We start from the raw sequence: 14,986 nt of genomic DNA, 5'->3' as shown, positions 1-14,986 counted from the left end.
GTCAGACCTCGGCGACATGCTGATCGAACAGATCTCGCGCACGTTGCCAGACGGCATGATCCGTCTTTGGCAGCGCCTGCAGGGTCGGCAGCAACTGGCCCGCGAAATCTTCTGAGCTTTCGCGCGGCAGCATGGACGGCAGGTTGTCGATGGCCATGACATCCAGCGGCGGCGCGTCATGTACGCGCAGCGCTGGCTCCGCCCAAGTGGTCGCGCGGTCATAGACCTGCACCGGGTTGAAAGCGCTGTCGGGGTCGCAGGCGATGTCGCCGATCACCCGCAGGGCGCGCTCGGCCTGCGGGGCATCGGGGCGGACGAAGGCGGGGGTGTCTGGCCCTGCGAGGATGCAGTTGAAGAAATAGGCGTGGTCGAGGATTTCGGGGAAGGGTCCGCCGTGGGCTGTCTCTGCCATGTCCCAACCGGTGACGGGGATGCCAAGTGCCGCGCAAAGATCGCTGGCCCCGCGTCCCACCCGGCCCAAGGCCCCGATGACCAGCGCGCGGTCGCCGCTTGCGTCGACTTGGGCAAGCTCTTCGGTCAATGCGGCTTTCAGCGCTTCGGCGTCAGCGTAGGGCGCAACGGGCCCGCAAGTCTCCCCGCGCAGCTGCGCGATGCGGCATTTGACAGAAACGGCAGCCCCCGCGAACCCCGCCCAATAGCCAAAGGCGGCAACGCGGCGGCCAGTGTCATCGGTCAGGTACTCCAAATCCAGCAGCGTGCCGCCGCCCGCCTTGAACCGCTGCAACAGTTTGCGGCCCGAGGATTGGCCCTTGTAGGCATGGCCGAACATGATGTGGACATGAGGCAGGGGCGTGCCGTCTTCGGGCAGTTCCTTTAGGCCAAAGATCACCGCATCGCGCGGGGCGTCGGGCCAGCTATGGGCCGCAACGATCTCACAGCCCGCCTGCGCATAGGCGGCGGTGGGGATCACGCGGCTGTCGCTGTCTTCGACGCTCACCTTCATGCCGGACGCGATCAGCGCGGCGGCCCCATCGGGCGTCAGCCCGGTGCGGGTCTCATTGTCGCGCTGCTCGGCGCGGAGCCATAGATGGGTCATGCCAACATTCCTTTCGCGCGCATGGCCTTGACGCTGGCACGGTCTTCCATACGGGCGGCGAAGGCATCAAGCCGTGGGTAGGCCGCGCGGTCGACCCCGTCACCGGCCAGCCACCCCGAGACGACAAAGAGATAGGGATCGGCCAGCGACAGGGCATCGCCCGCGACGAAGTCACCCCTAAAGGCGTGGTTCTCGATATAGGCGGCGCTATCGGCCATGGTCTGTGGCACCTTGGCTTTCATATCGTCAAAGCTGGATTGCTGATCGGCCCAGCGGTGGCCGCGCATTTTATGCGCGTGGGCCACATGCATGGTCGAGGCGAGGTAGTACATCACCCCGCGCATATGCGCCGCGCGTTCAGGGTCGGCAGGGACCAGCCCCGCCTCGGGCGCGCGGGCGGCGACATAGTCCAAAAGCGCGCCGGTCTCGGTCAGGGCGCTGCCCGCTTCGGTCACGAGGGTCGGCACCCGGCCCTTGGGGTTCAGCGCCAGATAGGGTGCTGCGGTCTGTTCGGCGCTGGCGAAATCGACCTTCACCGGCTCATAGGCCAGCCCCGCTTCTTCGAGGGCGATGGCAACGGCGACCGAGATCGTGCCGGGGGCGTAGTGAAGTTTCAGCATGGGTCAGCCTTTCGCGGGCGAGGGGTTACATATGCGTTTGTGCAAGGCGGCGGTCGGGCCGGTCAAGATGCGGCACGGCGTTGAACAGCACCGGCGACCAATGCCCGCCGATGGGAAAGAGCCGGTGCATCGAGGTATGCATGATCGCCAGCGCCAGCCGCGCCATCGCCGGAATCCCCACGCCCATCGCCTGCGCCATCGCCAGAGAGATCAGCCCGCCCGAGGTCACCACCAGCGCCGGGCCTTCGCCCTCGGCGATCTCGGCGAGGACGGATTGCACCCGCGTCTCGAAACTCTCATAGGTTTCTGGCGTATCGGCAAGTTTGCCCGCTTTCCAATAGTCAAAGACCTGCGGCAGGTGGTGCACGAACTCGCCCTCGCGGGGGAAGGGCACCTTGTGCTGCTGCTCCATCAGATTGGCGAGGGTGAAATACTCCAACTCGTTCAACCGCGCATCGCGGATCGGCTCCAGCCCGGTGTTCATCCCCTCGGCAGTCTCGATATGGCGGGTCAACGTGCCGGTATAGAGCCTTGTGTGGTAGGTCTCGCTCTGGCGCAGATGGTCGCCCAGCCACGCGGCTTGCTCATGGCCAAGCGGGCTGAGTTGATCATAGCTCAGCTCGTCCTTGGCGGTGGAATTGGCTTGGCCGTGGCGGATCAGGGTAATGTGGGACATCAAATGGCTTTCACTGTTCGCCCAAGTGATAGGGCAGCTTGTCGGGCCATACAATGCAATGCGCCGCAATGCACTGGCGCGGCGTTTATCCGTGACGGGGTGTCGGGATTGGCCCCTGACAAGCGCCGGATTTCGCCTATAGTTTGGGCAATAGCCAAGGGGAGAGGGCAGCCATGGCCGAGAGGATCACATTCACGCTTGATGGGCAGACCGTCGAGGCCGAGGCCGGGATGACCATCTGGGAAGTGGCCAATGGGCGCGGTCTGAAGATCCCGCATCTGTGCCACAAACCCGCCCCCGGCTACCGCCCCGATGGCAATTGCCGCGCCTGCATGGTTGAGATCGAGGGCGAGCGCGTGCTGGCGGCGTCGTGCATCCGCGAGCCTGCCGAGGGGATGGTCGTCACCACCAACAACGCCCGGGCCGAGAAAGCGCGCAAGATGGTGATGGAGTTGCTGCTGGCCGACCAGCCTGCGCAGGACGTGGCGCATGACAAGTCGAGCCACATGCGCGAGATGGCGGCGCTGAATGGCGTAGAGGAAAGCCGTTTTCCCAAGCTGGAGCGCGACCGCGTGCCGCTTTTGGACGACAGCCATGTCGCGATGCGGGTCAATCTCGACGCCTGCATCCAGTGCAACCTCTGCGTCCGTGCCTGCCGCGAGGTGCAGGTCAATGACGTGATCGGCATGGCGGGACGCGGCCATGACGCCTATCCGGTCTTCGATATCGACGATCCCATGGGCGCCTCGACCTGCGTGGCCTGCGGCGAATGCGTGCAGGCCTGCCCCACCGGCGCGCTGATGCCCGCCAGCGTGGTCGACGAGGCGCAGGTCGGTGACTCTGCCGACTTTGACAAGGAAGTCGCCAGCGTCTGCCCCTTCTGCGGCGTCGGCTGCCAGATCTCGCTGAAGGTGAAGGACAACAAGGTCAAATATGTCGAGGGGATCAACGGCCCAGCGAACGAGGGACGGCTCTGCGTCAAGGGGCGCTTTGGCTTTGACTACATCCACCACGAGCACCGCCTGACCACGCCGCTGATCCGCCGCGACGACGCGCCCGCCAAGGGGCTGAACGTCGATCCGGGCAACTGGGACGAGGTGTTCCGCGAGGCGACCTGGGACGAGGCGCTGGACTTTGCCGCCAAGGGTCTGGAAGGGCGCGGGCGCGAGGTGGCGGGCTTCGGCAGTGCCAAATGCACCAATGAGGAAGCCTATCTGTTCCAGAAGATGATCCGGCAGGGGTTTGGTCACAACAACGTCGACCACTGCACGCGGCTGTGCCATGCCTCCTCGGTCGCGGCGCTGATGGAGAATGTCGGGAGCGGCGCGGTCACCGCGACCTTCAACGAGATTGAGAACGCCGATGTGGCTATCGTGATCGGTGCCAACCCGGTGGAGAACCACCCCGTCGCCGCGACCTATTTCAAGCAGTTCACCAAGCGCGGCGGCAAGCTCATTGTCATGGACCCGCGCGGGCAGGGCCTGCGCCGGTTTGCGTCGCATATGCTGCAATTCCGCCCCGGTACCGACGTGGCGATGCTGAACGCGATCATGCATGTGATCGTGGAGGAAGGTCTTTACGACGAACAATACATCAAAGCCTATACCGAGAACTGGGAGGCCGAGAAGGCGCATCTGAAGGATTTCCCGCCCGAAGCCATGGCCGCCGTCTGCGGCATCGAGGCCGAGGTGCTGCGCGACGTGGCGCGGACCTTCGCGGGGGCCAAAGCGGGGATGATTTTCTGGGGCATGGGGGTCAGCCAGCATATCCACGGCACCGACAATTCGCGCTGCCTGATCAGCCTCGCGCTGATGACAGGCCATGTCGGCCGCCCCGGCACCGGGCTGCACCCCCTGCGCGGGCAGAACAATGTGCAAGGGGCCTCGGACGCGGGCCTCATCCCGATGTTCCTGCCCGATTACCAACCCGTGGACGACGACGGCGTGCGCTCGGCCTTCACCGAGGTTTGGGGCTCGGATGATTTCAGCGCCGAGAAGGGGCTGACGGTGACCGAGATCATGGACGCGGTGCACGAGGGCGAGATCAAGGCGATGTATGTGCTGGGCGAGAACCCGGCGATGTCGGACCCGGATGTCGATCACGCGCGGGCGGCGCTCGCGAAGCTCGACCACCTCGTGGTGCAGGACATTTTCCTGACCGAGACGGCGAATTACGCCGACGTGATCCTCCCCGCCTCGGCCTTCGCCGAGAAGTCCGGCACGGTGACCAATACCAACCGGCAGGTCCAGATGGGCCGCCCGGCGGTGACGCCGCCCGGAGACGCGCGCGAGGATTGGTGGATCGAGGTGGAACTGGCCAAGCGGCTGGGGCTGGGCTGGTCCTACGAAAGCCCGGCAGAGGTCTTTGCCGAGATGAAGCGCAACATGGCCTCGCTCGACAATATCACATGGGACCGGCTGGCGCAGGAGAATGCGGTGACCTACCCGTCGCTCAGCGAAACCGATCCCGGGCAGGCCATTGTCTTTAGCGACGGGTTCCCCCGGCCCGAAGGCCGCGCCAAATTCACCCCCGCCGCGATCGTGGCCCCGGATGACGCGCCGGATGACGCCTATCCGATGATCCTGACCACCGGGCGGCAGTTGGAACATTGGCACACCGGCTCGATGACCCGGCGCTCCAAGGTGCTTGATGGGCTGGAGCCCGAGGCGAATTGCTCGCTCCACCCCTCGACCCTGCGCCGCCTTGGTGTGACCCCGGGGGAGCATGTGCGGCTTTCGACCAAGCGCGGCAGTATCGAGATTATGGCCCGCGTGGATCGGGCGGTATCTCCCGACATGGTCTTCCTGCCCTTCGCCTATGTCGAAGCGGCGGCGAATATCCTGACAAATCCAGCGGTTGACCCCTATGGCAAGATCCCGGAGTTTAAGTTCTCTGCCGTCAGGGTGGAGGCGGCGAAAGGGGCCGTCGCCGCCAAGTAAGGAAAGTTTGGAAGAATGAAGATTGATGCCGCCCGTTTCTTGAAAGACCTGCATGATCTGCGCGCCATCGGCGCTGCGGGTGTGGGCAAGGGCGTGGTGCGTCCGGCCTATTCCGCCGCCGATGTGGAGGCGCGGGAGTGGCTTGCCGGGCGGATGCGCGACGCGGGGCTGAAGGTCGAGGTCGACGCGATGGGCAACCTCTTTGGCTTGGCCGAGGGGCCGTCGATCCTGCTGGGGTCGCATTCCGACAGCCAGCCCGAAGGCGGCTGGCTTGATGGGGCCTTGGGCGTGATCGCCGCGCTTGAAGTCGCCCGGGCGGCGGGTGAAGCCGGAGGGCCTGCGGTGTCGGTCGTGTCCTTTCAGGACGAAGAGGGGCGCTTTGGCGTGACCACCGGTTCGACGGTCTGGTCCGGCGCTTTGGATCAGGCCGAGGCCGATGGCTTTACCGACGACGCCGGGGTCAGCTTGGCCGAGGCGCGCCGCGCGATGGCGGGTATGGTCACCGGCCCCGTCGACCCCGCGCAATTCGCCGGCTATATCGAGTTGCACATCGAACAGGGGCCGACGCTGGATGACAGCGGTGAGCAGATCGGCGTGGTCAGCGACATCGTCGGCATCCGCGACATGAAGGTGACCTTCGAGGGGCAGCAGAACCACGCGGGCACCACGCCGATGGCGGTGCGGCGCGATGCGTTTCAAGCGGTGTCGGAGTTTAACAGTCTGCTGAACGACCGGCTGCGCAATGTGGTGACGCCGAGCACCGTTTGGACCATCGGCCATGTCAGCCTGCACCCCAATGCCTCGTCCATCGTGCCGGGCAAGGCCGTGTTCTCCATGCAATGGCGCGACGGCGATAGCGACCGTTTGGGGCGGATGGAGAGGATCATTCGCGAAATCGCCGAAGAGGTTGCCAAGGGCCGCGGGATGGATCTGTCCTTTGGCCCGATGCTGGGGCTAGAGCCCGTTGCCATGGACGGGCGGCTGCGCGATGCGCTGGCGGAGGCGGCTGAAGCCGTGGCCCCCGGCAAATGGCGCAAGATGCCCTCGGGTGCCTTGCATGACGCGACCAATGTGGCACGGCTGATGCCCGTGGCGATGCTGTTCGCGCCGTCGATAGGCGGGATCAGCCATGCCTTCGAAGAGGACACGGATGAGGCCGATTTGGTCGCGGCAGTCGAGGTGTTGGGGCGGGCGGTGGTGGCGCTCTAAACGCGCTCAGTCCCAGTCCACGTCGCCGAGGAAGATATAACCCGCGCCGTAGATCGTCTTGATCAACTGCGGGTTCTTCGGGTCTTCGCCAAGCTTCGTGCGCAGCCGCGAGATGCGCACGTCCATCGCCCGGTCGAAACTTTCAGAGGCGACGCCGCCGAGGCTTTCTTGCATCTGCGCGCGGCTGATCAGCCGTTTCGGGGCGTCGAGGAAAAGCCGCAGCACCTCGCCCTCGGCGTGGGAGAAGGTGACCTCGGCGCCCGTGGCATCCTGTAGCACATAGCGGTCGAAATGCGCGGTCCAGCCGTTGAACCGCGCCGTGGTGCCGGCCTGTGGCGTAGGCTTGGCGCTGCGCAGGCGGGCGCGGATGCGGGCCACGACCTCAGCCGGGTCGAAGGGTTTGATGATATAGTCGTCGGCGCCGAGCTCGAGCCCGGTAACCCGGTCCTGCACCTGCGCGCGGCCCGAGATGATGATCACGATGGCACCTTGCTCCAGTGCCAGACGATGTACCAGCGTCAGCCCGTCGGTGTCAGGCAGCGACAGATCGACAAGGCAGACATCGGGCGTATGGCTGGCCAATGCGGCCTCAAAGGCCCGCGCGCGGCCAAAGCTGAGCGTGTCGAAGCCCGCTTCCTCCAGCGTGTCCGACAGCATCTGCCGGATCTCGGGTTCGTCATCCAGAATGGTGACCAGCGGGCGCGGGGCGGTATCACGGCTCATGGGGCGGTGGCTTTCAATGGGGCGATCAAAGCTTGCAGATCGTCTTTTTCAAAGGGTTTGCGCAGCACCGGCGCGAGGGTCTGGGCCTCGACGAAAAGCGGGTGATCGGGGGGCAGGGAGGTCATCAGCAAGAGGGGCAGGCTGCTGCCGACGCGGCGGGCAAGGTCGGTCCCGGTGCCCTCGCCCGAAAGCTGGATGTCCGACAGCACCAGCGCGATGTCGGGCAGATCGGCGATGAGGGCGGTGGCCTCATCCGCACTGGTCGCCTCGATCACCGAATGGCCCTGATCCATGAGCATGTCGCGCACCACGGCGCGGATATCGGTGGTGTCCTCGACCAGCAGCACCAGCCCGGTGGTGGCGGGCACGGCGGCGCGGTAGGGCAGGCGCAGGCTGATCTGCGCGCCGCCCTCGGGCGCATTGCTCAGCCGCAGATCCCCGCCTGAAGATTTGGTCATGTCATAGACCATCGACAGGCCCAGCCCTGACCCCTCGCTGCCCTTGGTGGTAAAGAACGGCTCGACCCCACGCTCCAGCGCCGAGGGCGCAAAGCCCGGTCCGGTGTCGTGGATCACCCATTCGATCCATGTGTTATGCACCAGCCGTTGGGTCAGCGTGATGGTGCCCCGCGCGCCGCAGGCGTCGCGGGCATTGAGGATGAGGTTCAACAGCGCATCCTGCACCCGGCCTTTGTCGAGCAGCACCGCGCCCTCGGGCACGTCATTGCGCACCACCAGCGCGCATTTCGGCGGCAGGGTGGGGGCGGCGAGGGTCGAAAGCTCACTCAGCAAAGCGGCGGGGTCGGTGGCCACGGGGCGCAGGGCGCGGGGTTCGGTCACATCGGCGATGGAGCTGAGCAGCGTGCCGCCCCGCCGCGCGGCGGCCAAGGTGCCTTCAACCAATTCGCCCGCTTGCGGCGGCATGTCGGGCAGCCGGGCCAGTTTCGATTGCATCCCGAGGATGATCGTCAAAAGGTTTGAGAAGTCATGCGCCAGCCCAGAGATCATCCGCGAGGCCAACTCGCGTTTCAGCGTCTGTTGCAGGGCGACGCGGGTCTGGGTCTCTTCGGTGATGTCCATCGACAGGATATAGACCCCGCCGCGCCCATCGGGGGTAAAGGCACCGCGAATGCGGCGGGCGGATTCGTCATGGGTGAATTCGATCACCGCCGGGCTGCCCGCATAGGCTTGGGTCAGCGCGGGCTTGATCCGCGCATAGGCCGCCGCCCCAAGCGCGTCACTGATATGCAGCCCGTAGATGTTGCTGGGCCGCCCCGGCATCACGCTGGAGAGCCGGCGGTTGGAGTAGATGTAATGTCCGCTCGCGTCGACATGGGCGATATGGGCGGGCATCATCTCGGTCGTCAGCCGGGTGCGGGCCTCGCTTTCGGTGACCTGTCGCTTGGCCTCTTCCAGCGCGGTAATCGTCGCCTCCAACTGGCGGTTCGTGGCGGCCAGTTGTTCGGCATGGGACAGCAGTTGATCGCTCAGCGCGTCTGAACGTGCGCGCAACAGTGCCTCTTGCCGCTTGGTGTTGGTGATATCGGTATAGACGGTGACCCAGCCGCCCTGCGGCAGGGGCGAGCCTTCGACGCTGATGGTGCGCCCGTTCGAGCGGGTCCGCTCCATGTAATGCGGCACGAAGGCGCGGGCCTGTTCCACCCGTTCGGCGACGAAAGCGTCGACATCCCCCACCTCGCCATATTCGCCGGTGCCAGCCAGATGGCGGATCGTATCCTCGAAGGGCGCGCCGGGGGTCACCAGCCGGTCGGGCAGGTCGAACATGGATTGAAACGGGGCGTTGCAGACCGCGAGCCGAAGGTCGCTGTCATAGATGGTCAGCGCCTGAGCGATCAGGTTCAGACCGGCATTGGTCAGCGCTTTGGTTTGGTCGTCGGTGATCTGCATCGGCATCCTTTCGCATAGGGCTAGCACCGCGCGGGCGAAAGGCAAAGAGCCGCGCGTAAATCGCGCTTGACCTTCTTGCGCTGGAGGCACCGAGAAGCGCGCCGAATGGAAACTGGAAAGGCAGAGCATGAACAAGAAAATCGGAGCAGGCGCAGCGGCTGCGCTGGTCGTGGCAGGCGGGTATATCTGGTGGCAGGCCGAAGAGGCCCCGGCCCCCGCTGCCAGCGGCGCGGCCATGGTAAAGGTCACCGTGCCAGAGAGCCTGAGCGGACCCGCGCAGATCGGCGCGCGGGCATTTGAGGCGAAATGCGCCGCCTGCCACGGGGGCAACGCCGCCGGGCGCGAGGGGGTTGGTCCGCCGCTGATCCATAAGATCTATGAGCCCAGCCACCACGGCGACGCATCCTTCATGGTCGCCGCCACCAATGGCGTGCGCCAGCATCACTGGTCTTTCGGTAATATGCCCCCGGTCGAAGGGATTACCCCGGCAGAGGTGAAATCAATCGTGACCTATGTGCGCGAGGTGCAGCGCGCCAATGGGATCGACTAGCGGAAAATGGGCCGCGGGGGCGCTGTAACAATTCGTTAGAATTCGGAAAAGATCAGGAAAAAGTTGACCTCCACAAAAAAGAGAACGTCACTTGTGGGATCATAGAATCGCACAAGCGATCGAACCCGCCGGGGAGGGCGGGCATGGGAGGAAGACAATTTGGCCAAGCCGCTGACGCGTGCCGACGGACCTCAGTCCGTGCCGGCGCTGTTGCACCGCAACGCAAGTGAATTCGCAAACGCCCCCGCTTACCGGGAGAAGGAATATGGGATCTGGCAAAGCTGGACCTGGTCGCAGACCCGCGACGAGGTCGAGGCGCTGGCCCTCGGGTTTCTCGAGCTGGGGCTGAACGAGGGCGATTTCGTCGCCATCATTGGGCGCAACCGTCCCTATCTCTACTGGGCGATGATGGCAGCCCAAATGGCCGGGGCCGTGCCGGTGCCGCTCTATCAGGACGCCAATGCCGAAGAGATGGCCTATGTCATGGGCCACTGCGGCGCGCGCCTTGCCGTGGTGGGCGATCAGGAACAGGTCGACAAGATCATCGAGGTGCAGGACCAACTGCCCGACTTCGAGCGGATGATCTACCTCGACCCGCGCGGCCTGCGCAAATACGACCATTCCAAGCTCGACCAATATACCGCCGTGCAGGAGATGGGCCGCGCCAACCGCGAAAAGCATATCGCCGAGTTGGAGGCGCGTCAGGCCAAGCTGGATTACGATTCCACCGGCGTGATGCTCTATACCTCGGGCACCACCGGCAAGCCTAAGGGCGTGGTGCTTTCCAACCGCAACGTGATCGAGACGGCGAAATCGTCGTCGGAGTTCGACGACCTCAAGCGCAATGACGAGATTCTTGCCTATCTGCCGATGGCATGGGTGGGGGACTTCATCTTCTCCGTCGGCCAAGCGCTCTGGACCGGTTTCTGCACCAACTGTCCCGAAAGCGCCGACACGATGCATGTCGACCTGCGCGAGATCGGGCCGACCTATTACTTCGCCCCGCCGCGTGTTTTCGAGACGCAGCTGACCTCCGTCATGATCCGCATGGAGGACGCGAGCCGGTTCAAGAAATGGCTCTTTGACACCTTCATGGCCCATGCCCGCAAGGTCGGCCCCGCCATTCTAGACGGCAAGAAGGTCTCCTTCATGGACCGTGCGAAATACGCACTGGGCGAGTTGATGATCTATGGCCCGCTGAAGAATACCCTCGGCTTTAGCCGCGTGCGCGTGGGCTATACCGCCGGTGAGGCGATCGGGCCGGAGATCTTTGACTTCTACCGCTCGCTCGGCATCAATCTGAAGCAGCTCTATGGCCAGACCGAGGCGACGGTGTTCATTACCGCGCAGCCCGATGGCGAAGTGCGCAGCGATACCGTGGGCGTGACCTGCCCCGGGGTGGAGTTGAAGATCGCCGACAATGGCGAGGTCTTCTACCGCTCGCCGGGTGTCTTCGTGGAATACTACAAGAACCCCGAAAGCACCGCCGACACCAAGGACCCGGAAGGCTGGGTCGCCACCGGCGACGCGGGTTTCATCGAGGAAAGCTCGGGCCATCTGCGCATCATCGACCGCGCCAAGGACGTGGGCCAGATGGCCGACGGCAGCCTTTTCGCGCCGAAATACGTGGAAAACAAGCTCAAGTTCTTCCCCAACATCCTTGAGGCCGTGGTCTTCGGCAACCAGCGCACCGAATGCACCGCCTTCATCAACATCGACCTGACGGCGGTGGGCAACTGGGCCGAGCGCAACAACATCGGCTACGCCTCCTATCAGGAACTGGCACGGCATCCGCAGGTGATGGACACGATCCAGTCCCATGTGGAGGAGGTGAACCGTTCGGTCGCCGAGGATGAGATGCTTTCGGGCTGTCAGGTGCACCGCTTTGTCGTGCTGCATAAGGAACTCGATGCCGACGATGGCGAGCTGACGCGTACCCGCAAGGTCCGCCGCAAGATCATCGAAGAGAAATACGCCGACATCATCGCCGCCCTCTATGACGGGTCCGACAAGGTCAGCACCGAGACAGAAGTGACCTACGAGGACGGGCGCAAGGGCTCGATCAAGGCGACGCTCGAAATTCGCGACGCCGCGGTGCAGCCGGTCAGCCGCCGGATGGCAGCGGAATGAGCGCGGCCAGCGCCGAACAGGCGGGAACTATGGAAAGGGACAGCGTGAAAGATCAGGCTGACAGCTATGTCACCGACGACGGCCGCACCATCGGCCCCACGGTGATGGAGATGAAAAACATCACCCTGCGTTTCGGCGGTGTGGAAGCGATCAAGGACATCTCATTCGACATCCGCGAGGGTGAAATCCGCGCGATTATTGGGCCGAACGGGGCGGGCAAGTCCTCAATGCTCAATGTAATCAGCGGCTTCTACGTCCCGCAGGAGGGTGAGGTCTGGTACAAGGGCGCCAAGCGGCCCCCGATGAAACCCTATCAGGTGGCCCAGCAGGGCATCGCCCGGACCTTCCAGAACATCGCGCTTTTCGAGGGCATGTCGGTGCTCGACAACGTGATGACGGGGCGTCTGACGCAGATGAAGACCGGGATGCTGGCGCAGTCCTTCTGGAAAGGCGCAGCCGAGCGTGAAGAGATTGAGAACCGCGAGATCGCCGAGAAGGTCATCGACTTTCTGGAAATTCAGGCAATCCGCAAGACCCCGGTGGCGCGTCTGCCCTACGGTCTGAAGAAACGGGTCGAACTGGCCCGCGCGCTGGCCGCTGAGCCCACGATCCTGCTGCTGGACGAGCCGATGGCGGGCATGAACGTCGAAGAGAAAGAGGACATGAGCCGCTTCATCCTCGACGTGAACGACGAGTTCGGCACCACCATCGCGCTGATCGAACACGACATGGGCGTGGTCATGGACCTGTCCGACCGCGTAGTCGTGATGGATTACGGCCGCAAGATCGGCGACGGCTCGCCCGACGAGGTGCGCAACAACCAAGAGGTGATCGACGCCTATCTGGGGGTGGCCCATGACTGAGGCCCGTTTGATCACCCGCAACGACACTGCCGTTCTGACTTTGGGGAGGGCCACTGATGCCTGAGCAACTGGCGTTTACGATCGAGGTCTTTCTCAACGGGCTGATGGCCGGGGTGCTTTACGCGCTCGTGGCGCTTGGCTTCGTGTTGATCTACAAGGCTTCGGGCATCTTCAACTACGCCCAAGGCGTCATGGCGCTTTTCGCCGCGCTGACGCTGGTGGGGATCATGGAAGGGCAGGTGCCTTTCGGCCATCTGATCAACGCGATCCTTGGCACCGAAGTGCATCACTTCGGCTGGCACATTCCGGCGTTCCTTGCCATCGTGCTGACCATGGTGGTGATGATCGTGCTGGCCTATTGCGTGCAGCGTTTCGTCTTTCGCTACCTCGTGGGGCAAGAGCCGATCATCCTTTTCATGGCGACCATCGGTCTGGCCTATTTCCTCGAAGGGGTGGGCGACCTGATGTGGGGGTCCGAGATCAAGACGCTCGACGTCGGCCTGCCGCAGGGCATTAACGTTTGGATCGACGAATTCACCTTCAACGCCACCGGCTACGGCTTTTTCATCGACAACCTCGATATCGTGGCCTCCATCGTGGCGGCGGTGCTCGTGATCGGGCTGGTGATGTTCGCGCAATACACCAAACAGGGCCGCGCGATGCGGGCCGTGGCGGATGACCATCAGGCCGCGCTGTCGGTGGGGGTCTCGCTCAACTTCATCTGGATCTTGGTCTGGTCGCTGGCGGGTTTCGTGGCGCTGGTGGCGGGCATCATGTGGGGCGCGAAATCGGGCGTTCAGTTCTCGCTCTCGCTGATCGCGCTGAAGGCGCTGCCGGTACTGATGCTGGGCGGCTTCACCTCGATCCCCGGCGCCATCGTCGGCGGGCTGATCATCGGCGTGGGCGAGAAGCTCTTCGAGTTCCTCATCGGCGCCCCCTTCCTTGGCGGCGCGACCGAGAACTGGTTCGCTTACATGCTGGCGCTGGTCTTCCTTGTCTTCCGCCCGCAGGGCCTGTTCGGGGAGAAGATCATTGAACGGGTTTGATACAGGCTACCCGGAAACTGTCCGGGGGACAGTTTCGCCTGTTCAAAGGGCGAAGCCCCGGATTGATAACGGCTTGGTGCGCGGCACGCGCGCACCCTATGGCACGGCATTGCAGGCACGCGCAGTGCAAATGACTACCGCAGAAGGGAAAGCAGTCTAATGTTCTATCGTGAAGCGGGCGATTTCAACACATCCTACGCCCAGGACCAGCAGACCTTCCCGATCCGGTTCGACCGGTACCGATACTATCTGGTGCTGTTCATCGCGGTCTTCGTCGTGCCCTTCGTGGTCAACGATTACTGGGTGAACTCGCTCTTCCTGCCCTTCCTGATCTACGCCATCGCGGCGATCGGGCTGAACATCCTCGTGGGCTATTGCGGGCAGGTGAGCCTCGGCACCGGGGGCTTCATGGCGGTGGGGGCTTATGCCTGCTACAAGCTGATGACGGCCATGCCCGAGGTCAGCATGTTCATCCACATCCTGCTGGCGGGCGGCATCACCGCCGCTGTGGGCGCGCTCTTCGGCCTGCCGTCCTTGCGGATCAAGGGGTTCTACCTTGCCGTGGCCACGCTGGCGGCGCAGTTCTTCCTCGTGTGGCTGTTCAACCGGGTGCCGTGGTTCTACAACTACTCCGCCTCTGGCCAGATCAGCGCGCCCGAGCGGGACACCTTTGGCATCCTGATCACCGGCCCCAATACCGAGGCCTGGGCGACCTATATGTTCTGCCTGATCTTCACCGTGGGCTCGGCACTGGTGGCGCGCAACCTGACGCGCGGCTCGGTGGGCCGCAAGTGGATGGCCATCCGCGACATGGACATCGCCGCCGAGATCATCGGGGTGAACCCGCTGCGCGCCAAGCTCACGGCCTTTGCGGTCAGCTCCTTCTTCATCGGCATCTCCGGCGCGCTCTTCTTCTCGATCTACCTCGGCGCGGTCGAAGTGGGCGAAGCCTTTGGCATCAACAAATCGTTCCTCGTGCTCTTCATGATCATCATCGGCGGCTTGGGCAGCATTTTCGGCAGCTTCGCCGGGGCGGCGTTCCTCGTGCTCTTGCCGGTGCTCCTGAAGATCGTCGGCGTCGACTGGCTGGGCTGGCCCACAGATATCGTGGCGCATCTGCAGCTGGTGATCGTGGGCGGGCTGATCGTGGTCTTCCTGATCGCAGAGCCGCACGGGCTGGCGCAGCTGTGGCGCGTGGCCAAGGAAAAACTGAGATTGTGGCCCTTCCCGCACTAAGCGGGAGCCATGAAAAGCGAGGCCGGAGGG

General features: G+C 64.1%; 12 protein-coding genes. 7 read left to right on the top strand and 5 right to left on the bottom strand.

The features are described 5' to 3' along the window. Position 1: 1 nt before the first annotated feature. Genes J7392_RS15735 through J7392_RS15725 form a run of 3 tightly spaced genes read right to left on the bottom strand, consistent with a single transcriptional unit; the run spans position 2 to position 2,353 of the window. Positions 2–1,057: a saccharopine dehydrogenase gene (locus tag J7392_RS15735; protein ID WP_209218424.1), complete on the bottom strand. Its 1,056-nt coding sequence runs from the start codon at positions 1,055–1,057 to the stop codon at positions 2–4. Further along, positions 1,054–1,677, bottom strand: a complete 624-nt coding sequence (locus J7392_RS15730) for a glutathione S-transferase family protein (RefSeq protein WP_209218423.1) — start codon at positions 1,675–1,677, stop codon at positions 1,054–1,056. Before J7392_RS15730 ends, J7392_RS15735 begins: the two co-directional genes overlap by 4 nt. Positions 1,678–1,702: 25 nt before the next feature. Next, positions 1,703–2,353 carry a histidine phosphatase family protein gene (locus tag J7392_RS15725; protein WP_209218422.1) on the bottom strand — a complete coding sequence of 217 codons (651 nt, stop codon included), beginning with the start codon at positions 2,351–2,353 and terminating at the stop codon, positions 1,703–1,705. 173 nt (positions 2,354–2,526) lie between these two features. Between J7392_RS15725 and fdhF the strand changes: the two genes are divergently transcribed. Together fdhF and J7392_RS15715 are read left to right on the top strand one after the other, a co-directional pair. Then, positions 2,527–5,292: a formate dehydrogenase subunit alpha gene (gene fdhF / locus J7392_RS15720; protein ID WP_209218421.1), complete on the top strand. Its 2,766-nt coding sequence runs from the start codon at positions 2,527–2,529 to the stop codon at positions 5,290–5,292. Between the two features lie 15 nt (positions 5,293–5,307). After that, the gene (locus tag J7392_RS15715; protein ID WP_209218420.1) at positions 5,308–6,501 is read left to right on the top strand and encodes a Zn-dependent hydrolase; all 1,194 of its coding nucleotides are present in this window, start codon (positions 5,308–5,310) and stop codon (positions 6,499–6,501) included. A 6-nt stretch (positions 6,502–6,507) separates the two neighbouring features. On the opposite strand, the gene J7392_RS15710 is transcribed toward J7392_RS15715, so the two are convergent. Together J7392_RS15710 and J7392_RS15705 are read right to left on the bottom strand one after the other, a co-directional pair. Continuing rightward, complete coding sequence (locus J7392_RS15710; RefSeq protein ID WP_209218419.1) at positions 6,508–7,224, bottom strand: response regulator transcription factor; 717 nt, start codon at positions 7,222–7,224, stop codon at positions 6,508–6,510. After that, positions 7,221–9,131, bottom strand: a complete 1,911-nt coding sequence (locus J7392_RS15705; RefSeq protein ID WP_209218418.1) for a PAS-domain containing protein — start codon at positions 9,129–9,131, stop codon at positions 7,221–7,223. The genes J7392_RS15710 and J7392_RS15705 overlap by 4 nt, the downstream gene beginning before the upstream one ends. A gap of 127 nt (positions 9,132–9,258) precedes the next feature. Between J7392_RS15705 and J7392_RS15700 the strand changes: the two genes are divergently transcribed. From J7392_RS15700 to J7392_RS15680, 5 genes are all read left to right on the top strand, one after another. Next, positions 9,259–9,681, top strand: a complete 423-nt coding sequence (locus tag J7392_RS15700; RefSeq protein WP_209218417.1) for a cytochrome c — start codon at positions 9,259–9,261, stop codon at positions 9,679–9,681. Positions 9,682–9,840: 159 nt separating this feature from the next. Further along, entirely contained in the window at positions 9,841–11,811 is a 1,971-nt protein-coding gene (locus J7392_RS15695; protein WP_209218416.1) for an AMP-binding protein, read from the top strand. Positions 11,812–11,855: 44 nt separating this feature from the next. Then, on the top strand, positions 11,856–12,674 hold the full coding sequence (locus J7392_RS15690; RefSeq protein ID WP_209218595.1) for an ABC transporter ATP-binding protein: 819 nt from the start codon (positions 11,856–11,858) through the stop codon (positions 12,672–12,674). Between the two features lie 56 nt (positions 12,675–12,730). Then, the gene (locus tag J7392_RS15685) at positions 12,731–13,720 is read left to right on the top strand and encodes a branched-chain amino acid ABC transporter permease (protein WP_209218415.1); all 990 of its coding nucleotides are present in this window, start codon (positions 12,731–12,733) and stop codon (positions 13,718–13,720) included. A gap of 159 nt (positions 13,721–13,879) precedes the next feature. Beyond that, positions 13,880–14,956: a branched-chain amino acid ABC transporter permease gene (locus J7392_RS15680; protein ID WP_067267750.1), complete on the top strand. Its 1,077-nt coding sequence runs from the start codon at positions 13,880–13,882 to the stop codon at positions 14,954–14,956. Positions 14,957–14,986: the final 30 nt, after the last annotated feature.

The organism is Sulfitobacter sp. R18_1, assembly GCF_017743915.1.
Classification (GTDB): Bacteria; Pseudomonadota; Alphaproteobacteria; order Rhodobacterales; family Rhodobacteraceae; genus Sulfitobacter; species Sulfitobacter faviae.
Note: the sequence above shows the minus strand (reverse complement) of the source record. Positions and strands in the feature narration are given on the sequence as shown.